The 19,405-nt window shown below is 32.3% G+C and carries 20 protein-coding genes; 1 reads left to right on the top strand and 19 read right to left on the bottom strand.

Annotation, left to right across the window (positions count from 1 at the left end; all coding sequences use genetic code 11):
* Window positions 1-63 precede the first annotated feature (63 nt).
* From AC3VJB_RS09060 to AC3VJB_RS09045, 4 genes are all read right to left on the bottom strand, one after another.
* Window positions 64-582 carry a DUF4833 domain-containing protein gene (locus AC3VJB_RS09060; protein ID WP_159489801.1) on the bottom strand — a complete coding sequence of 173 codons (519 nt, stop codon included), beginning with the start codon at window positions 580-582 and terminating at the stop codon, window positions 64-66.
* A gap of 30 nt (window positions 583-612) precedes the next feature.
* The gene (locus AC3VJB_RS09055) at window positions 613-930 is read right to left on the bottom strand and encodes a DMT family transporter (RefSeq protein ID WP_159489803.1); all 318 of its coding nucleotides are present in this window, start codon (window positions 928-930) and stop codon (window positions 613-615) included.
* A gap of 119 nt (window positions 931-1,049) precedes the next feature.
* Window positions 1,050-2,984, bottom strand: a complete 1,935-nt coding sequence (locus AC3VJB_RS09050) for a CocE/NonD family hydrolase (protein ID WP_437823080.1) — start codon at window positions 2,982-2,984, stop codon at window positions 1,050-1,052.
* A 72-nt stretch (window positions 2,985-3,056) separates the two neighbouring features.
* On the bottom strand, window positions 3,057-5,555 hold the full coding sequence (locus AC3VJB_RS09045; protein ID WP_437823078.1) for a zinc-dependent metalloprotease: 2,499 nt from the start codon (window positions 5,553-5,555) through the stop codon (window positions 3,057-3,059).
* 172 nt (window positions 5,556-5,727) lie between these two features.
* Between AC3VJB_RS09045 and AC3VJB_RS09040 the strand changes: the two genes are divergently transcribed.
* Window positions 5,728-7,680: a YgiQ family radical SAM protein gene (locus AC3VJB_RS09040; RefSeq protein ID WP_394420640.1), complete on the top strand. Its 1,953-nt coding sequence runs from the start codon at window positions 5,728-5,730 to the stop codon at window positions 7,678-7,680.
* A 33-nt stretch (window positions 7,681-7,713) separates the two neighbouring features.
* On the opposite strand, the gene AC3VJB_RS09035 is transcribed toward AC3VJB_RS09040, so the two are convergent.
* The 15 genes from AC3VJB_RS09035 to AC3VJB_RS08965 form a co-directional block, all read right to left on the bottom strand.
* Window positions 7,714-7,968, bottom strand: a complete 255-nt coding sequence (locus AC3VJB_RS09035; protein WP_047788492.1) for a hypothetical protein — start codon at window positions 7,966-7,968, stop codon at window positions 7,714-7,716.
* A 139-nt stretch (window positions 7,969-8,107) separates the two neighbouring features.
* Window positions 8,108-9,580, bottom strand: coding sequence for a nicotinate phosphoribosyltransferase (locus AC3VJB_RS09030; RefSeq protein ID WP_437823075.1), 1,473 nt, complete (start codon window positions 9,578-9,580; stop codon window positions 8,108-8,110).
* Window positions 9,581-9,649: 69 nt separating this feature from the next.
* Complete coding sequence (locus AC3VJB_RS09025) at window positions 9,650-10,660, bottom strand: ADP-ribosylglycohydrolase family protein (protein WP_437823073.1); 1,011 nt, start codon at window positions 10,658-10,660, stop codon at window positions 9,650-9,652.
* A gap of 42 nt (window positions 10,661-10,702) precedes the next feature.
* The gene (ybiA, locus tag AC3VJB_RS09020) at window positions 10,703-11,257 is read right to left on the bottom strand and encodes a riboflavin biosynthesis intermediates N-glycosidase (protein ID WP_437823071.1); all 555 of its coding nucleotides are present in this window, start codon (window positions 11,255-11,257) and stop codon (window positions 10,703-10,705) included.
* A gap of 33 nt (window positions 11,258-11,290) precedes the next feature.
* On the bottom strand, window positions 11,291-12,016 hold the full coding sequence (locus tag AC3VJB_RS09015; RefSeq protein WP_437823069.1) for a metallophosphoesterase: 726 nt from the start codon (window positions 12,014-12,016) through the stop codon (window positions 11,291-11,293).
* A gap of 4 nt (window positions 12,017-12,020) precedes the next feature.
* A complete protein-coding gene (locus tag AC3VJB_RS09010) occupies window positions 12,021-12,575 on the bottom strand; it encodes an RNA 2'-phosphotransferase (protein ID WP_437823067.1) in 555 nt (184 codons plus the stop codon).
* Between the two features lie 11 nt (window positions 12,576-12,586).
* The gene (locus AC3VJB_RS09005) at window positions 12,587-13,060 is read right to left on the bottom strand and encodes a macro domain-containing protein (RefSeq protein WP_437825048.1); all 474 of its coding nucleotides are present in this window, start codon (window positions 13,058-13,060) and stop codon (window positions 12,587-12,589) included.
* A complete protein-coding gene (locus tag AC3VJB_RS09000; RefSeq protein WP_073181659.1) occupies window positions 13,053-13,559 on the bottom strand; it encodes an O-acetyl-ADP-ribose deacetylase in 507 nt (168 codons plus the stop codon). Before AC3VJB_RS09000 ends, AC3VJB_RS09005 begins: the two co-directional genes overlap by 8 nt.
* Window positions 13,549-14,517: an ADP-ribosylglycohydrolase family protein gene (locus AC3VJB_RS08995; RefSeq protein ID WP_497667049.1), complete on the bottom strand. Its 969-nt coding sequence runs from the start codon at window positions 14,515-14,517 to the stop codon at window positions 13,549-13,551. Before AC3VJB_RS08995 ends, AC3VJB_RS09000 begins: the two co-directional genes overlap by 11 nt.
* 18 nt (window positions 14,518-14,535) lie before the next feature.
* Complete coding sequence (gene prs / locus AC3VJB_RS08990) at window positions 14,536-15,372, bottom strand: ribose-phosphate diphosphokinase (protein WP_437823065.1); 837 nt, start codon at window positions 15,370-15,372, stop codon at window positions 14,536-14,538.
* Between the two features lie 64 nt (window positions 15,373-15,436).
* Window positions 15,437-16,126, bottom strand: a complete 690-nt coding sequence (locus AC3VJB_RS08985; protein WP_073181655.1) for an NUDIX domain-containing protein — start codon at window positions 16,124-16,126, stop codon at window positions 15,437-15,439.
* A gap of 116 nt (window positions 16,127-16,242) precedes the next feature.
* Window positions 16,243-16,782, bottom strand: a complete 540-nt coding sequence (locus tag AC3VJB_RS08980) for a sigma-70 family RNA polymerase sigma factor (protein ID WP_047788485.1) — start codon at window positions 16,780-16,782, stop codon at window positions 16,243-16,245.
* Between the two features lie 260 nt (window positions 16,783-17,042).
* Window positions 17,043-17,378 carry a DUF3703 domain-containing protein gene (locus tag AC3VJB_RS08975; RefSeq protein ID WP_047788484.1) on the bottom strand — a complete coding sequence of 112 codons (336 nt, stop codon included), beginning with the start codon at window positions 17,376-17,378 and terminating at the stop codon, window positions 17,043-17,045.
* 51 nt (window positions 17,379-17,429) lie between these two features.
* Window positions 17,430-19,043, bottom strand: a complete 1,614-nt coding sequence (locus AC3VJB_RS08970) for an amidohydrolase (RefSeq protein ID WP_073181653.1) — start codon at window positions 19,041-19,043, stop codon at window positions 17,430-17,432.
* Window positions 19,043-19,402 carry a DoxX-related protein gene (locus AC3VJB_RS08965; protein WP_073181651.1) on the bottom strand — a complete coding sequence of 120 codons (360 nt, stop codon included), beginning with the start codon at window positions 19,400-19,402 and terminating at the stop codon, window positions 19,043-19,045. Before AC3VJB_RS08965 ends, AC3VJB_RS08970 begins: the two co-directional genes overlap by 1 nt.
* Between the last annotated feature and the right edge of the window lie 3 nt (window positions 19,403-19,405).

The following is a 19,405-nucleotide window of genomic DNA, read 5'->3' as shown; positions in this document are numbered from 1 at the left end:
TATTTTAAATTAAACTCAAAGATCAATTTTTGTGTCTAGATTTATATAAGATTGTTTTATCGTTTAAAAGTCTTCAACTTTAATTTCAATTTTTTTATTGGTATTGTAGTCTTTTCCGTAAAGAATAACCGATTTTATTTCAGTACTTAAACCAGTTCCATTAATATTTAAGAACATTCTGTCTAGGTATATTTTTGTTGTATTATGGTTTACAAAAATTTTGTAACGATTGTTTTTTTTCTCTAAATTAAAAACAAGTTTTGAAGAAGCAGCTAGCCTAAATTTAAAAGAATTATCATCTGCATTAAGCAATACCATACCATAAGCAAGCCTTTTTTGTGTTGGAGTTAGAGGCTTAACTTCAGCATTTTTGGTATATAGTATTCTGTATTCTTTGATAGGCTTTTTGGTGTTTAACTTAGAGTTTTTAAGATTAACATCGTATACATATGTGTTAAAATTATTGCTGTGTTGTATGTAAAAAAGGCTATTAGAGTTTTTAGGAGGAACAGGGTAATTCTCTTGTCCGTATGTTATAAAATGAAAGTTTAAAAAAAGAAGGAAAAAATATTTTTTAGGCACAGTTAGTTTTTTTGAGAATAAAATAATAATTTAATTGGCTAGTTTTAGTCCTACTATTCCAAATACAATTAATGATGCAGAAATAAGACGCCAAATGTTGGCTGAGTCTCCTAAAAATATAATACCAACAAGTAAAGTGCCTACAGCGCCTATACCTGTCCAAACAGCATAAGCTGTTCCCATAGGAATTGTTTTTTGAGCTAACCATAAAAAATATCCACTGGTAGCCATACAAATAATAGCCATACAAATGCCTAAGAATTTATATTGAACGTTTTGAGAAAGCTTTAAGCCTAAAGGCCATCCTATTTCAAAAATACCAGCTATAATTAAATAAATCCAGTTCATAAAATACATTATTATTTAAAGATAAAGGTACGTATTGTTATTTAGAGTTATAAATTCTAAAATAAAAAAACTCACAATACTTAAGTGTTGTGAGTTTTTAAATAGAAAAAAGTTTGTTGTTATTTTAACACTGTAAATTCTATACTAGAATCGGTAAATACTGAGTGTGTTTGTGTTTTAAAATCTTTTTCGTCTGCTTTGTAAATATTATCTACATAGGTTTGCGGATTCAAATCAATTAAAGGAAACCAAGTACTTTGTACTTGTATTTGCACTTTATGTCCTTTTTTAAACGTATGGAAAACATCTTGTAGTTTAATATTTACGGCTGTTTTCTTATTTGGTGTAAAAGGTTCTGGATTTGAAAAACTATTTCTAAAACGTCCACGCATTACTTCACTACGTACCATTAAGTGGTAGTTGCTTAGTTTTAAATGTGATTGCATTTCTTTGTTGTCGTTTTTTAAATCAGCAGGATGCACATCAACAACCTTCACAATCCAATCGGCTGCTGAACCTGTAGTAGCTACTTGTAGCTTTGCTAAAATATCACCAGCAAGGGTAAAATCTTCTGTTAATACCTCTGTTTCAAATACCAATACATCAGGTCTTCGAGCAGCAAAACGCTGATCATCTGTCATATATTTACGCGGAGTAAATACCGTTTTGATATCTTCTGAATAAGGCACAGGACGTTTAATATCACTTATAAAATTGACAGGCTTTATGTATTTTTTATGAGCTGGGGGAATGATTGATAAGTTTTGGTTTTCTGAAAGGAAAAATGTTTGTTTTTGAGCATTTTTTGGTGGCCATACATCGTATGATTTCCACGTTTTTTTACCTGTATCAAAAACATAGGCTTCTGGTAATCCTGAGTTTTTAGTACCATCACCTTTTAAGAAGTGATTAAAGAATTTTGTTTCTACTTCTTTTTGGAATTTTAAAGAGATGGAATCTCCAAAGTAGTAGTTACCAACTTTGTTAGCTACTTTATTTCTAGACCATCCGCCATGATCCCAAGGTCCAAAAACAATTGTATTATAGTTGTTTGGTTGATTTTTTTCAATGTTTTTGTAAGTTTCTAAAGGCCCGTATAAGTCCTCTGCATCAAATTCACCTCCAACAATCATTGTTGCTACTGTAGAAGGAACTTTATCTAAATGTTGAATGATTCCTTTGCTTTGCCATACCGAGTCGTAATTAGGGTGTTCTACAATTTCCTTCCAAAAGAAATCATCAATACGCTCTTTGTTATCGGCAACTTTGGTATCTAGCTTATCGTATTGAAAATATTCGTTTAAGTTTTTTAATGGCCCTTTATCTAAGAAAAACTGATATTGGTCTTGAGTTTTCATGTCAGGAAACGAGTACCAAGCAGAATCAGTTGGTTGATCTTTGTAAGTTCCGAATAAAGAAATAGCTTTGAAATAGCTTAATAAAAAAGCTCCGTTATGATGAAAATCGTCAAAAAAGAAATCACCAATACACGCTTGTGGTGAAGCAGCTTTTAAAGCAGGGTGTGCATCAATGGTTGAAACAGTAGCATAATGACCAGGGTATGAAATTCCCCATGTACCTACCTTACCATTATTGTTAGCTACATTGTTCACTAGCCAATCGATAGTGTCATAGGTATCGGTAGTTTCATCGGTTTGTTTTTCTGTTTTATTAGGAATGTAAGCACGCATATTGTCATACACTCCTTCACTCATCCAACGTCCGCGAACATCTTGATATACTATGATGTTTCCTTCTTTCATTAAAACTGGGTTTGGACCAATTTTCCTTCTAAATTTATCTTCTCCATAAGGTTGGCAACTATACGGAGTACGTTGTAGTAAAATAGGGTAGGTTTTACTAGTGTCTTTTGGTGAATAGATAGTGGCGTGTAGTTTTACACCATCTCTCATTGTAATTTTCACCTCTTTTTTAGTGTAATGGTCTTTAACGTAAGTGTTTTCTTTCTTTTCAGCTTTCTTTACTGTTGTTTTTTTAGTACAACTAGCAAATGAAATTGCAACTATAAAGAATAGAATTAAGTTTTTTTTCATTTGGTTTTGTTGATGTATAATAAAAGTATAAAAATAACAGCAATCTACTAGATTGCTGTTATGTAAGAAAAATTAGTTGTTTGGGTTTAGAATAGTGTCTATTCTATCTGCTGCATCTTGTAAGTGGTAACGGGTTATTGTGTTACGAGTAGAAGGAATACTACGTTTAATATCTTTTTGTAAACGTTTTAGCTCTCCTCTTACCACAGGTTTAATATCTGATTGATTAATAGTAACCGCTGTTTGTTTAAAATAGCCTCTATCACTTCTTGGTGCTTTTTGGTCTTTTGCTTTGTTTAGTAAAAAGTCCAATCTGTCTAAATGTGCACGTTGTAAATTTCTACGATACGGATCAATGGTTTTGTTAGCGTATACTTCACTCCAAATACCTTTACGTAAATCTCCCATCATTTCAATAAGAGAATATGCTTTAGTTCCGTTTAAAGTTTCATTCTCAATCATACGTGTTAATCTTCCAGTTTTTAAAACCCTATTTAAGGTTTGTACTTGTAAACCTCTAATACGCTCAATAATTCCTGAGTGTTGTGTTTTACTGATGATGTTTTCATCAATTAACCAAGTAGGAGTTTTAAACAATTCGTTATTTACAAATTGTAAAGCTCTTTTTTGATGCTCTTTTGGAACATGAATGTATACAGCACCGTCTTGATCGGCAGTTTTAAAGTATTCATATACACCACCAATATTAGAACTTACGTGTCCCATATATCTGTTAAACTGTCCAACTACTTGTCCGTACATAGTTTTTAACTCTTCGTAAGTTTCACCATCTTCAGTAGTCCACTCTTCTAAACGAGGTAAAATACGTTGTAAGTTTTTAATACCATAAGCACTTGCTTTCATGGCATCGTCACCTAAATCTTCTGTTTGAGAACTAGGGTCAATGATATTACGAACTTGTTGGTGTCCGAATCTATACACAGGATTTCCTGCTTTTTCTTTAATCCACTGATTTAAGATTGTTTTTTCATCTTCAGCTGATTTATCTAAGATTGGTCTGTATCCCCAGTTGATAGCATATTTATCGTAAGGTCCAATATTAGGCATTAAAGCAACTCCTTTGTCTTCTGGTTGTGCTACATAGTTAAAACGAGCATAATCCATGATTGAAGGAGCTGTTCCGTTCTTTTTAGTAAATTCAGCAGAACGTAAAGAATCTACAGGATATGCAACAGAACTTCCCATGTTATGAGGGAGTCCTAATGTATGTCCAACTTCATGAGAAGAAACAAAACGGATTAAACGCCCCATAACTTCATCTTTAAATTGATTTCCTCTTGCATCTGGATTGATTGCAGCTGTTTGTACAAAAAACCAGTTGTGTAATAAGGTCATTACATTATGATACCAGTTAATGTCAGATTCTAAAATTTCTCCTGAACGAGGGTCACTAACGTGAGGTCCATTCGCATTAGGAATTGGAGAAGCTAAATAACGAACTACAGAGTAACGTACATCTTCGGGGCTCCAATCAGGGTCTTCTTCTTTAGTAGGAGCATCTTTAGCGATGATGGCATTTTTAAATCCAGCTGCTTCAAAAGCAATTTGCCAATCTTCAATACCTTGTTTGATGTACTTACGCCATTTTTTTGGTGTAGCCCTGTCAATGTAGTATACGATTTGTTTCTTAGGCTCTACTAATTCACCTCTTTTAAACTTTTCTAAATCTTCGTCTTTTACTTCTAAACGCCATCTGTCTAAATAGGTAACTGATTTACTTTTTTGAACATCTAAACCATAATCTGTTTGAGAACTCGTAAACCATCCTACACGTTCGTCAAAATAACGTCTTTTCATAGGTGTTTTAGGAAGTAAAATCATAGAGTTACTCAATTCCATAGTTACAGAACCTACACTTGAGTTTGATGGAGGATTCCCAGCAATGTAAGTTTTTACATTTCTAACTTCTATGTTTTGAGGATAACTACTAATTCTGTCAATATAAGATCTTGTTTTATCCATTTTAGAAATCTTATAACGTTTTCTGCTTCTTTGTGGAAAAGTAATTGCTTTTACATCAGCTTCAAAAAGTGGACTAGCATCAATTACAGTAGCTGTTGAGTCTTTGCTAAATGCTTTGATTGGAAAAGCAAATAGGATAGGTTCAAAATTAGAGTTTACAACGGCTTCGTGTACCGGTAAAATGGTGTCTGCTACAACATTGTGAGAAACTACTTTTAGTAAAATTTGTTTCTTGTTTTTTACCCAACGCAACACTTGTGTATTTTGTTTTCCACCACCAAAACCAATACCGCTAGCTGTTTTGGCAATTCTAGTCACCATAAGCATTTCACGATTAAGAAGAGAATCTGGAATTTCAAATAAATAGTTAGCGTCTTTTGAGTGCACCTTAAACAAACCTTCGTCTGTTTTGTGTTTTTTGGTAACTACCTTTTCATAAGGTTGTATACCGCCTTTTTTAGGTTTGTCTTTTTTAGCGGGAGTCTCTTTTTTTGTGTTTTTTTTCTTCTTTCGTTGTGCTTCTGCATTCAAAGAAACTCCTAAAGCAAGAAATACCACTAAAATAGTTGAAAGTATTTTTTTAGTCATTGTAAAAATTAATTGAATAAATAAGTGCGGAATTTAGCAAAACTACTACCAGAATTATCTTAATTAATTGTTAAAGAGATGTTTTGATGTATAGTTTTTTCTTTATTTATGGCTAGTTTTCAGTTTTTTACTGTATTGTAGTGTAAATAAAACCCCGTACCTTTGCAGCGGCATGAGAATTAGACGACTTTCAGATTGGTTACCGACTACGAAAAAGGAGGTGAAGTTAAGAGGATGGGATGAATTAGACGTAATCCTATTCAGTGGAGATGCATATGTAGATCATCCATCATTTGGTCCTGCAGTAATTGGACGTATTTTAGAGAGTTATGGCTTGCGTGTGGCAATTGTTCCGCAACCAAGTGTACACGATAATTTACAAGATTTTGAAAAGCTAGGAACTCCAAGATTATTTTTTGCAGTTACCGGTGGTTGTATGGATCCCATGGTTAGTAATTACACGGCTAGTAAGCGCCGTCGTGATAAAGATGCTTACACTCCTAATGGAGATAAAGGATTTAGACCTGATTATGCGACTTCAGTATATTCTAAAATTTTAAAAGAAAAGTTCCCAGATGTTCCTGTATTAATTGGAGGAATTGAGGCTTCGTTACGTCGTGTTACGCATTACGATTATTGGTCTGATAAATTATTACCAACGATTTTAGAAACTTCTAAAGCCGATATGTTGGTCTACGGAATGGGAGAGCAGCCACTAAGAGAAATTGTTGAGTTGTTGCAAAAAGGTGTACCATTTTCGAGCTTAAAAACAATTAAGCAGACAGCAGTTTTATTAGATGGCAATGAAAAAACTCCGAAAAATAAGAACTGGGATGATGTAGAAATTAGCTCGCATGAAACTTGTTTGAAGGATAAGAAAGCCTATGCTTCTAATTTTAAAGTGATAGAGCAGGAGTCGAACAAACTATATGCACGTCGTATTTTTCAAAAGGTTGGGAATAAAAAGTTGATGATTAATCCGCCGTTTCCAACAATGACAGAGGAAGAAATTGATGCTTCGTTTGATTTGCCTTTTACACGATTACCGCATCCAAAGTATAACAAACGCGGACCTATTCCTGCGTTTGAAATGATTAAGTTTTCTATTAATATTCACCGTGGATGTTTTGGAGGGTGTAGTTTTTGTACTATTTCAGCACACCAAGGAAAGTTTATTGCGAGTAGGAGTCAAGAATCTGTTTTAAAAGAAGTAGATCAAGTTGCCCAAATGGATGATTTTAAAGGGTATTTATCTGATATTGGTGGGCCTTCTGCGAATATGTATAAAATGAAAGGTAAAGTACAATCGATTTGCGACAAATGTGTTGCTCCGTCGTGTATTTCACCCGTAATTTGTAGTAATTTAGATACCTCACACAAACCATTAACTGAATTATATCAAGCTGTTGATGCACATCCGAAGGTGAAAAAATCATTTATTGGTAGTGGTATTCGACACGATATGTTAGTGCCTGAGTTCAATAAAAATGCGGACCCTAAAGAGTTAGATGCGTATACAGAAGAGGTGATGACAAAACACGTTTCTGGGCGATTAAAAGTAGCACCAGAACACACTTCTGATCCTGTACTAAAGTTAATGCGTAAACCGTCGTTTAAGTATTTTCATTTATTTAAAGATAGGTTTGATCGTATTAATATTAAAAAGAAATTAAAACTTCAATTAATACCATATTTTATTTCGAGTCACCCAGCTTGTGAGGCAGAAGACATGGCAAACTTAGCTGCGGAGACTAAAGATATGGGCTTTCAGCTAGAACAGGTACAAGGATTTACGCCAACACCTATGACTGTGGCTACGGTAATTTATTACAGTGGATATCATCCGTATACTTTAAAAGAGGTAAAAACTCCGAAAACTAAAAAGGAGAAGGAAGATCAGCACAAGTTTTTCTTTTGGTATAAAAAGGAAAATAAGCAATGGATTAAAGATACGTTAAACAAAGTTGGACGTACAGATTTATTGAAAAAGTTACTTCCAGAAGACACTTCTTGGCGAAAAAATAAAGCAGGAAAAGCTAAAAATACCTTTGATGATACTGTAACGTATAAACCATCAAAGCCTTCTAGAAGAAAGAATAAAGGTTTTAAAAAGAAGAGACGATAAAAATAAAAATCCGCTGTTAGGCGGATTTTTTATTTATGCTTCGTTTTCTAAACGGTTTCGTTTCATTTCAAAAGCTTCGGTAGCTTGTTTTATAATATTTAAGGTGTCAGAAGCTCTTACCATTACTTTTTCGAGTTCTTTGTCTAAGTCTTTTGACTGGATATCGAATAGTTGAACTTCAACCACACCAATTTTTTCAATTAAACTTTTTTGCGTGTTTTTAATGTCTTCCATTTTAACTAAAACAGAGTTCATTGTATCGAGTCTTTTCTGTTCTTGATCTGTCATAAGTTTCTTTTTTAGTTGCAATTAAGATATGAAAAAATCAAGAATTAAGCAAATTAAGTAGTTTGTAAGGTGTTGGTATTTAGTGTTTTTAGTAGGTTTTTAAATAGCAAAAAAGCAGGAGTAAAATTCCTGCTTTTTGTTATTCTGAAAATTCTAATACGCTGTTTTTAGTACGGAGTCTTATTTCACTTAGTTTTTCATCAACTAACAATTTTCCGTCTTTAAAAACTTCTCGTAATTCGCCTTTTTGTTCTTCTTCCCAACTTATTTGATCGTGTAATTTATATTTTCCATCTTCTAGCGTTATTTTTAATAATCCTTTAGCAGATTTTTTAGTTCCGTCATCGGTAATTGGGTCTTTAAAAATTTCTCTTCCTTCTCCATCTACTTCTCCGTAAGTAGCTTTCATGGCAAATCCAAAGGTATCTCTGGTGTTGTATTGATAGGTAAAAGAACCAATTCCTAAGACTACGTTGGTAGAGGCAAACCCTTTTTGTTTTAAACGTTCACAAATTTGTGTGGCTCTTTCAAGGGTAATGCTATCGCCATAGATAGCTCCAATATGACTATCTAGTTCTTTATATCCTTTTGTGTTGGTTGTTCCTCCAAAAACTTCCCAAAGCAGTTGTATGACTCCTTTTTGTTCTTCTACTGTTTTACCGTTTTGATTTCCGCAAATAATATCTACTGGATCCCCGCTGTCTGGTCTTATGACTACTTTTCCATCTCTGGCTAAGACTTCTTCTTTTAGATTAGGTAAGTATTCGGTAAGAACTTTCCATAAATCCCACGTATCAGAAACAATAGAAACGATACCGTTTGGATATACCTCAGTAATTAATCTTTTAAAAGTATCTTCTTCACCACTATTGGTTCCCATACACATTACAGAGTGTTCAGTTGCTGCAACAGAACCACCAATCAATTCATTATCAGAATTTGCATTGTAATATTTTTCTAAAAAGTCTACAGCAGGAATTGTATCTGTACCAGTAAAACTTAATAAGTGACCAGCAGCACTCATTTCAGCAGCTTCTAAACCAGCCATTCCTCTCATAGAAAAGTCGTGTCCTTGCCAATCTACCATTTCAGGAACAGATGAGGTTTCTTGTGCGTATTTGTCTAATATTTTTCTGTACTGTTTTGCAATGGTTGCAGAATTACATGGTAACCAAACAGTGGTAGATAATAAAGTTTCAAAGTAATTGGTTAACCAAAAGAATTCTGGCAATGTATTATACATGGTAAACATGGGTACTCTGATTGGAACCTCAACACCCTCTGGTAATGCTTTAAAAACCATAGGAATGTATCCTAAATCGTGTAATGCAGCAATATGTTCTATACCTACAGAGTTTTCACCTAAATAATTATTGATTCTTCTACTGTATTGTTTGCAAATTTCTTCTTTTGGTTTGTTAAAGAAGTTGGTTTGAAATTCTTCAATAATATATTTTTTAATGAAGTATTGTAGTCCGAAAAAGACTACCTTTTCAACTCCTTGAATCCTACTTTTTCTTGGTGTCCAGTTTGAATATACTAAGGTAGTATTGTTAGGGTATTGTCTTCTGTGGTCTACTTTGTAACCGTCTGTATATAATAATGGATTCATAGTATGTTATTTTGTTTGTGTCAAAATTACGCAAATTAAAATTAACTGACAATTAAATCTTTTGAAATTTTAGTTTATTTCCTCTAAATATTGATTAAAACGAGAAGATATTTCTTTTATATATTGTTTCTCTTCAACATTCTCAATCATAAAGTCAGGAAGGCTTCCAATTCCATACAATCCTGAGTTAATTCCTGTTGTTATAGATGCTACAGAGTCAACATCACCTCCAAGAAAAATAGATTTCTTAAGAGCATCAAAAGCACTTGTACTATTTTTTAAGATATATAGAACACTGCCTGTGGTATATTTTGAATCTGATGGCATACCGTTAATCCCATTTAAAAAATATGGTTTTCTTATCGGTTGATGTCCGCACAATGTTTCGTAATTACCCTTAGTTAATATCTCATTTGATTTTATCTTATTAACGGAGGTAAGGTAATTTTTATATTCATCATTTAGATTTACTTTTTCTATACAGTATTTTATGAGGTTTTCTTTATTTCCTTTTTTTACAAGTAAGTACTCAGTAGCTCTTGCAATACATTGACTACTAAGTATGGCATTTATATTAGGATGTGTTGCGTTAGCATTAATCTTTGCATATTTATTAATGAGATTCGAAGGAATGAAACCTAATGGGACTGATCTCATGGCTGGAGCATTTCCAGGAGTTGACCTATTTCTTTGAAAGTTTTTAATTTCTTCAATTGTCATTTCTCCAGAGAAAAACCATCTCATTGACCCATGGCCATTTCTGCCGTGGCCTTTTTCATGTTTCCCTTTGTTGTATTCATCTTCCCATTTTTCTACTAATAAACTCTCATTAAACTCTTCTTTTGAATAGAGAGCTTTTATAAGTCCAATAGTCATTTCTGTATCATCTGTGTATTGCCAATCGTAATAATTTTCTGTAAAAGCACTTAACTTATCAGTTGAGACCTTAATTAAGTGGCGTACGTTGATGAACTTGGTAAAATCTACATTTTTTTGAATCCAATTTCTATCTTGAAATTCTAAACCGGCACCAAAAGCGTCTCCTATAGCTATACCCAATAAAACATTGTATAAATTCACAATTTTATGTTTAATTATATCCAAAATTTTATAATCAAATGCTTATGAATTTTTGTTTAATAAATCTCTAACTTCCATTAAGACATACCCTAATAAATTGTGCCCTTTCCATAACTCTGGATTAGTAACATTAGGGTTGTCAGCAGCCATTCCAATTCCCCATATAGAATCAACAGGGCTTGCTTCTACTATAATTCTATCTTTTGTATTTAATAAAAATTCTTTTAAGTCTTTATTTTGAGAAAATTTAGCATGATTGGCTTTTACGACGATTTCGAATTTGTGTTGATCCCATGCTTTTGGAGAAAAGTTCTTAACCTTCCTCCCTAGTTTTTTTACTTGATGAGGTGTACTAACAGAAAGGATTTCTTGTAAAGTTTCTTCATCATTAAACACTTTCGCTTTACTAGCCATCATATAATGCTCAGCAGTAGGGTAGGTAATACCATCGATTTCAAAAGAAGCTTTCCACCACTGGCTGAAACAGCTTTTACCGACGCTTCCATCCTTGTTGGGTTGATGCCCCCAAAAAAATAAGAAACTTAAGTTTTCATTATTGTTGTAACGTGCTATTATTGTTTTATTATTATATTTCAAAGTATTATTATTTAGATGAGTTTATAGAGAATTTTAATTTCTCCCTTTTTCATTTGGATACAAATTTTTTACTTGGTCACTTTGCCAAAACTCTTTGTTGTTGATATCCATAATTGTTAAACATCCTGTAAATGCAGCTCCTGTATCAATGTTCCATAAGTTTAAGGCGTTTATAGGTATTGATGAACTATAGCGTATAGTTGGGGTGTGACCAATGTATATTTCTGAGTAGTGTGTAAACCTTTCAGGATATAGTTCAGATTTTTCAGATAAGTTTTTATCAGTAGCCAACGCTGTTTCCCATAAGGTTCTATCAAAATGATAATTTAATTTAAATGTCTCTTTTTCAACTCCGTGCATAGAGGTAAATCCAGCATGAATAAACAAACGATTTTTACTATCGATATGGTAAGGTTTCATTTGTTGAAAAAATGCTAGATGTTCATTTTTTTGTTCTTCTGAATAAGATTCGTAACTCTTTTTGGTTTCTTCTCCACCATGTGCTAACCAAATGGTTTCACCTTCACCAGTTCTCAACCAATCTTCACACCACAAATCATGATTTCCTTTAATGAAAATACATTCATGCTTTTTGTTTAACTCTATTAAAAAATCAATGACTTGTGCAGATTCACTCCAGCCATCTACATAATCACCAAGAAAAATTAAGGTATCTTCTATAGTGATTTTGGCTTTTTTAAAAACTTGGGGTAAGGCTTTTAAGCCTCCATGAATATCACCAATGACAAATGTTTTCATACTATTATAAATCTAAAAAATCAATAAATTCAGCCGGGACAAGGTTAGTTAACCAAACTCCATTTTCAGATAAAAAGAACTCATAATTTTTTTTATGCATAGCACCTGACTGAACAGTCAAAATTATAGGTTTACCTCTTCTACTGCCTACTTTTTTAGCAGTTTCTACATCGGAACTCAAATGAACATGTTGCCTACTCATTTTTTGTAATCCGTTTTCTTTTATGGAAGGAATAAATTTAGCTACTGTTCCATGATATAAAAAGGGAGGAGGAGTCTTTGTTTCAGTTACTATGGTTACATTTTTTAAAGAGTGTCCTTGATTGGCTCTTATTTTTGTTTGATTTTCATTTAATGAAAATCGTTGTTTGTCATTGTTTTTTACGATAAACTCCAATTCATCTTTTGTAAAAGTAACTCCGTTGTTACTTGATTTGTTCAAAAGTTCTTCTATTGAAGCCCATCCGTTGATGTCTAATTTTAGCCCAATTTTTTCAGGCTGATGCCTTAATATCAGGCTTAAAAACTTACTTATTCTTTTTGTATTTCTCTCATTCATTTTTTTCAATTTTATTCAAAGTCATATACTGTAGTAGAAACAGAATTTTCAATGAGTTCTTTTATAATTAAGGGTTTTATTTTACCCCATTTTCCCCCAGCCAATCCACAGCCAATTCTTGGCATATGAACGGATGCGTTCAACTCTTTTGCTTTTTCATGTACTTTTTGTAATCCTTGTTGAATAGCTTTATAACGAATTGGAGGATTACCATTTTCATCTTTTCTAATTTTGTGTTGCCCTATAAGATTTGTTACCCATAAATCTTCTTCAACTTGTATAAATTGAACTTCTCCTAAACTAAAATTTTCTTTAGTTTTATACCAGTTACGATATTCTTTTTCAGGAGCTTTCCACCTTTTAGAAATTGCCATTACAAAACCCTTTCCCCAACCACCAATATCATTGCAAACATGAACAATAATTTTACTACCTTCTTGTTTTGGTAGGGTTGCGTCTCCTTTTATATAGTTGATATTACTCATCATTTAATATTTTTTTATATATCATGTAGCTTTCATTATCAAAACATACAAAAATTACTTCATCTAATATTGGAGTACTTTTTATTGTTGAAAGAGCTACTTCAGCTGCTACTTGTTTAGGAAAGCGATAAATCCCTGTACTAATGCAAGGAAAAGCGATGGAATGCAAATTGTTTTCTTTAGCAAGTAACAGGCTGTTTTTATAACAGTTGGCTAATAATTCTTTCTCGTTATTTTTTCCTTCTTGGTACACAGGGCCAACAGTATGTATAACTTTTTTAGCAGGAAGATTTCCTGCAGTTGTAATTACAGCTTCCCCAGTTTTACATTTACCTTGTTTGTTCCTAATTTGTTGGCATTCTTCTAAAATAGAAGAGCCGCCCGCTCTGTGTATAGCTCCATCGACACCACTTCCTCCTAATAAACTTGAATTAGCAGCATTAACTATAATGTCAACTCTTACTTTTGTAATATCTCCTTTTATAATTTTAATTGTCATAGTTGTATTTTTTAGCAAATTGTAGACTTAATTGAAGAATATCATCTTTTCTTACTAATGAATCTACCCATTCTTGAGATATATTATCTATTCCATAGTACATACCAGCAATAGCTCCAACTATAGTAGCTGTAGTATCAGTATCATCCCCTAAATTTACAGCTTTTAAAACTGCTTCACTATAATTAGAAGTGATAAGTAAACACCAAAGTGAAGCTTCTAATGTATGTAGAACATAGCCACTGGAATTTATATCTTCTTCTTTTAAACTAGATATATCTTGCTTTAAAATTCTAGAGAAATAATTTTGCTCGTAAGAAGAAATATTTCTTTCTGAAAAAAAGACAGTAATTTCCTTTTGCATCTTTTTATATGAATCTACAGTTGAAAATCCATTTAAAATATGTTCAGCTAATTTTAAATATATTAAACAAGAAATTGCCGATCTTATGTGGGGATGTGTTAGTGATGAAACATGCCAAATAATATTAAACTGGTCATTTATTTTTTTATCCTTTATGTAAAAGAGTAAAGGAACAATTCTCATTAATGAACCATTACCATTTGTATATTCATCATCAGAATATTTTAAAATTTCTAGTTCTTTATAGTCTTTTTTATTTATGATTTTTGAAAGTTGTTCAATCGCTTTTCGCGTTTGGATTCCGATATCAAAAACATTACCGTGTGGAGTCCATATCTCAGCATTCATCCATTGGATAAATTTATATGAAATATCCACTAAATCGTATCCTTGACATAAACTTTCAGCTAAACAAAATGTAAGAGAACTATCATCTGACCAAGTTCCTTTGGGTTGATGATGTGTTCCAAACTCTCTCATGTTTATTACAGGGTTTTGTTTTAACTCTTGCCTGTTTTTAAACTCCACAGGTACCCCTAGAGCATCAGCTACAGCCAATCCAATAAATGTTGACTTTATAATGTTATTTTTCATAGTAGTTTTTTATGATTTTTATAGCAATTTTCCCAATTCAATCTGTATGCAATTATCGTTTTCTATAGTTTTAAAACTATCTGTTGTAAAAATTTTGGTGAAGTGTTTTTCAAGTTCATCAAAACCTTTACTAAATATTCCGTGACTTATCGCTAAGTATAAGTTTCCTGCATTCTTAGCTTTTAGTTCTTTAGCTAGCCCTAGAAAAGTACCTCCACCATCACAAATATCATCTACTATCAAACAATCTTTTCCTTGTAAGTCATCAGTATATACTTTAAAACCTGTCAACTGACCTGTTTTTACGTTTCTGCTTTTTGAGCATTCAACTACTTCATAGTTTTGAAGGTAAGCAGCAACTTTGTATATCTTTTTTAAAGCACCACCATCAGGAGAGATTAATGTCAAATCTTCTGAAAGCTGTTGTGTAACTAGCTCTATAAATTTGTGATTATCGATAACCTTACAGTTATTCAATAGGGCAGGAGTTACCTCAGAATGTGGATCGAAAACAGTTACTGACTTAAAGTTTTGCGCATTTATAATATCTGCATATACTTTTACCGATAATGGTTCGCCTGATACCATTAATCTGTCTTGACGAGCGGCTGGAAAATAGGGAAGGACAACGTGTAACTTTGTAATCCCCGTGTTTTTTAATGCATTAGTAGCCAATAAAAGCGTACCGATATCATTAAAAGACTGAATGCGATGTGTAATGGTAACTTCTGACACATTTTCAAGTTCAGAAATGATTTTAATATGTGGTTCCCCTCCTGAAAAAGTAAAGAAATTATAGTCTACATTGTTTTCTGTTCCGTAAGGAGTAAAGCTTTTATCTAAGTTTAAAATCATATTGCGTAATTTTTACACAAATATAATGCGGTTTTTTAAAATAAAAAATGTTTTAGTGTTTTTTTTACGCAAACTTAATTTCGAAGTGGAATCCTTTCTTTTCTAGTTCTTTATACTTCTTAGCATTAAACTTAAAAAGTTTTGCAGGTCTACCACTAGAAGGCTGGTGTATTTTGTCGGTTTCGGTAAGTATTCCAAAGCTCATAATTTTTTTTCTGAAATTACGTCTATCAATTTTTTGATTAAGGATTGTTTGATATAAATTTTCTAAATCAGAAAAAGGAAATTCTTTTTTTAGTAATTCAAAACCAATAGGTTGGTAGTTTATTTTGTTTTGAAGTCTTTGTAAAGCTGTGGTTAAAATACGATTGTGATCAAATGCTAGTTTGGGGAGTTCATGAATAGGAAACCATTGTACTTCAGCGGCATCAGTATCAGCACTAATTTTAAAATGATTGGGACTTACCAAACCAAAATAGGTAACAGAAATAACTCTGTTTCTTGGGTCTCTTTTGGGAGTTCCGAATGTATATAGTTGTTCAAGATAATCGATAGTAACTCCTGTTTCTTCTAATAATTCTCTTTCAACTGCATGTTCTAGTGATTCGTTTTCTAAAACCAATCCACCAGGCAATGCCCAAGCTCCTTTAAAAGGCTCGATGCCTCTTTTTATTAATAAGACAGAAAGTTCTTTTTGTTGGTAGCCAAAAACAACAGCATCTACAGCAACTTTTATATTTTGTGATATCTTCATTTAGTGTTGAATTTACACAAAGTTACGAAAGTTTTAAAAATTATAGATTCATATTTTAAACAAGGTACTTTTTAATTGTTTTTTTAATGTAGCTTGTGCAATTTGAATAATAAAATCTACTTACAAACTTTACAATCTTCTTTGTCTTGAATTTCACCTACTAATTTTCCTTCTTCGTTAAGTGAAAATCCACAGCAATCCATAAAACCTTGAGCAATTAATTTACGAGCACGTTGAATTTGAGATTTAGTGGTTGGTAAATTTTGTTTTAAAATGTCAGCAACTTCTTGCTGTTTTAAGCCTTTTATATCTGATAAAAATAGTGGATCTCTATACTTTTTAGGCAAGCTTTGTAAGATTCCACGTAAGCAATCTTTCTCGGTATGCTCTTGTTCTTTTATGTCTGTTTGAACTTCAAAATTTTTAAATTCAATTGTTTGATTAGTATTCTTGAAGTAATCCATCATCGTATTCCGAGCAATCGTAAAAATCCAAGGTTTTAGTTTGGTGATATCGTTTAATGTATGAAGTTTAGTGTGAACTTTTATAAATGTTTCTTGTAAGAGGTCATCAGTCACAGTAGTGTCTTTCACCTTACTTAAAATAAAGTGTTTTATATCATCTGCGTATTTTTTCCAAACTTGTTGCGTTGTCATTCTATAAATTTACGAAAAATGCCACGTTGAATAAATAAACATTTGTTTTTCATTTTATTCAGCGTGACAAAACATTTAAAAATTGATTTAATTAACAGTTACAGTTGTTGCATGTGCAGTTTTCACATGTACAATTTGAGCAGTCATTTGTTTTACATCCTTCGCAAGTGCAGGTACATTGATTATTATTTTTCATGATATTATATGTTTTGTGTGTTTATATAATAGACTAGGAAAAGGGTAAAAAGATGCATTTATTTTTAAAAATATTTTTGAAGTTCTTTTCTAACAGGAATAGGTTTAATTGCAGATATGTTAGAGCCACCTGTGTTTCCTGTAGGTACCCAAATTAAAGTAAATAAAATAGAGGCTATAATTCTAAAAAGTTGGCCAATAATTTCTTTACTGCTGTTTGTTTTTATTCCGTAAACTAACATGTAATAATGAGATATAGAGTGTCTATAAACATGTTTTTGTCCTAATACATGAGCGTTTTCTAAATGATAAAAAGACACCTGAAAGCTTTTGCTTTTAAGTGCCTTTTTAGCTAAAGTTAACTGCTTGTAAAACTCCTGTTTTCGTTGTAGTTGTGTCATGATTTATTGATTTTGTAAATCAGACTATAACGAATAGAAAAAGATGCATTTTTAATTTACTTTTTCACCATTAATATAGGTTGCTAAAACTTTTGTATTCGGAATTTCTTTTCCGTCGATTTTCACGATGTCTTTGTCTAAAATGATAAAATCAGCTACTTTACCAACTTCTATACTTCCTTTTTCTTTTTCTTCAAAGTTTGCATAAGCATTCCAAATAGTCATTCCTTTTAAGGCATTTTTTCTAGATAAAGAGTTTTCCATTTGATAACCTTTTTCGGGATATCCTTTTAAATCTTTTCTGATGGTTGCTGCGTAAAATGTATATAATGGACTAACATGTTCAATAGGAAAGTCCGTTCCTAAGGCAACTTTTCCGTATTCTTTTAATAAATCATTATAAGCATAAGCGCCTTTAATTCTTTCAGTACCTACACGATTTTCAGCCCAATACATATCAGAAGTGGCATGTGTTGGTTGTATAGATGGAAGTACATTTTTGAATAGATTAAAATCCTTTACATCTACTATTTGAGCGTGCTCAATACGCCAACGTCTGTCAGTTTTGTTTTTTAATACTTCGTTATAGGTTTTTAACATCACATAATTGGCAGAGTCACCAATTGCATGGGTATTCATTTGATAGTTGGAGGCAGCAATTCTCTTAGCTAATTTTTGTAAGTTCTCATAAGAGTTTACCAAAGCACCATAATGTCCTTTTTTATCAGAATACTCGTCTTTAAGAGCAGCTCCTCGAGAACCTAGAGCTCCGTCAGAATAAACTTTTACTGAACGAACGTTTAATCTATCCGTTTTAATGATGCCATTGTTGAGGTAGTAATCAAGGTTTTTTTGATTGTTAGAAATCATAGCGTATATACGCATTTTTAAATCCCCCGATTTTTGTAAACTATCAATTAACTCAATAACTTCTTTATCTAAACCAGCATCGTCAACGGTAGTTAATCCTAAATCAAAACAGATTTTTTCAGCATCTTTTAAAGCTTGAATTTGCTCCTTTTTTGATGGTTTTGGATTATTAATAAAATTCATCGCATTGTCAATAAGCACTCCTGTTAGCTTGCCGTCTTTTTTTATAAATTCTCCTCCGTTAATTTTTGAGTCAAGAGTTATTCCAGCTAAATCAATAGCAGCTTGATTGACTAACATTGCATGACCATCAATTCTACGAATAGCAACAGGTGTGTTTGGAAATATACTATCCAATTTTTCTTTGGTAGGAAACTCTTTTACTTCCCAATCATTTTGATCCCAACCACGACCTGTGATGTAGGTTGTATTCTTTTCTTTTTGAAAATCAATTAATCGTTGTAATACTTCATCATAACTTTCAGTTCCTACCAAATCTACTTTTTGCTGTTGTAAACCTAATCCGAAAAAATGACAGTGTGCATCGATAAATCCGGGGTAAACAGGTTTATTTTTAGCATCGATAAGATTAGTTGCTGTGTATTTTTCTTGTATTTCTTTATTGTTTCCTATGGCTATAAATTTTCCATCTTTAATAGCAAAACTTTCAGCGGTGTCAAAATTAGAGTTTACCGTGTATGTATAGGAATTAATAACAATAGTATCTACTTTTTCTTTTTGTTTACAAGAAAGTAGGAAACTAAAAACAAGTAGAGGGAGTAGTGTTTTTTTCATTAGTGTGTGTAAATTAAATAGGCAATATATAATAACAAAAACTGAAGAGGCACTCTTATAATGGCTATTTTCCTAGATCCAATTGCAGGTTTTTCTCTAAAAACATCCCAAATGTGAATAGGTAAGAAAATTAACATTAATAAAAACATTGCTAAGGCTGCTTGTTTGGTAGTTTGATTAATTAGTAATCCAATACCAATAAGCAGTTCTAATAAACCAGCTATGTAGTTTACAACTAATTTGGGAAGGAAATCAGGAATAAAGCGATTGAAAATCTTAGGTTTTACAATGTGCATAATACCCGCAAAGGCGAAAAATATTCCGAAAATAATTTTTAATACTACGGTAAAAGTATCCATGAA

This window comes from Tenacibaculum sp. TB-53 (genome assembly GCF_059716285.2).
Note: the sequence above shows the minus strand (reverse complement) of the source record. Positions and strands in the feature narration are given on the sequence as shown.

Excerpts from the sequence above, each read along its gene's own strand:
- AC3VJB_RS09055 (WP_159489803.1), bottom strand. The coding sequence starts at position 930 with ATGAACTGGATTTATTTAATTATAGCTGGTATTTTTGAAATAGGATGG.
- AC3VJB_RS08970 (WP_073181653.1), bottom strand. The coding sequence starts at position 19,043 with ATGAAAAAAACACTACTCCCTCTACTTGTTTTTAGTTTCCTACTTTCT.
- AC3VJB_RS08985 (WP_073181655.1), bottom strand. The coding sequence starts at position 16,126 with ATGAAGATATCACAAAATATAAAAGTTGCTGTAGATGCTGTTGTTTTT.
- AC3VJB_RS08965 (WP_073181651.1), bottom strand. The coding sequence starts at position 19,402 with ATGGATACTTTTACCGTAGTATTAAAAATTATTTTCGGAATATTTTTC.
- AC3VJB_RS09040 (WP_394420640.1), top strand. The coding sequence starts at position 5,728 with ATGAGAATTAGACGACTTTCAGATTGGTTACCGACTACGAAAAAGGAG.
- AC3VJB_RS09050 (WP_437823080.1), bottom strand. The coding sequence starts at position 2,984 with ATGAAAAAAAACTTAATTCTATTCTTTATAGTTGCAATTTCATTTGCT.
- prs (WP_437823065.1), bottom strand. The coding sequence starts at position 15,372 with ATGATTTTAAACTTAGATAAAAGCTTTACTCCTTACGGAACAGAAAAC.
- AC3VJB_RS09005 (WP_437825048.1), bottom strand. The coding sequence starts at position 13,060 with ATGAGTAATATCAACTATATAAAAGGAGACGCAACCCTACCAAAACAA.
- AC3VJB_RS09015 (WP_437823069.1), bottom strand. The coding sequence starts at position 12,016 with ATGAAAACATTTGTCATTGGTGATATTCATGGAGGCTTAAAAGCCTTA.
- AC3VJB_RS08980 (WP_047788485.1), bottom strand. The coding sequence starts at position 16,782 with ATGACAACGCAACAAGTTTGGAAAAAATACGCAGATGATATAAAACAC.
- AC3VJB_RS09035 (WP_047788492.1), bottom strand. The coding sequence starts at position 7,968 with ATGACAGATCAAGAACAGAAAAGACTCGATACAATGAACTCTGTTTTA.
- AC3VJB_RS08975 (WP_047788484.1), bottom strand. The coding sequence starts at position 17,378 with ATGACACAACTACAACGAAAACAGGAGTTTTACAAGCAGTTAACTTTA.
- AC3VJB_RS09030 (WP_437823075.1), bottom strand. The coding sequence starts at position 9,580 with ATGAATCCATTATTATATACAGACGGTTACAAAGTAGACCACAGAAGA.
- AC3VJB_RS08995 (WP_497667049.1), bottom strand. The coding sequence starts at position 14,517 with ATGAAAAATAACATTATAAAGTCAACATTTATTGGATTGGCTGTAGCT.
- AC3VJB_RS09045 (WP_437823078.1), bottom strand. The coding sequence starts at position 5,555 with ATGACTAAAAAAATACTTTCAACTATTTTAGTGGTATTTCTTGCTTTA.
- AC3VJB_RS09010 (WP_437823067.1), bottom strand. The coding sequence starts at position 12,575 with ATGAATGAGAGAAATACAAAAAGAATAAGTAAGTTTTTAAGCCTGATA.
- AC3VJB_RS09000 (WP_073181659.1), bottom strand. The coding sequence starts at position 13,559 with ATGACAATTAAAATTATAAAAGGAGATATTACAAAAGTAAGAGTTGAC.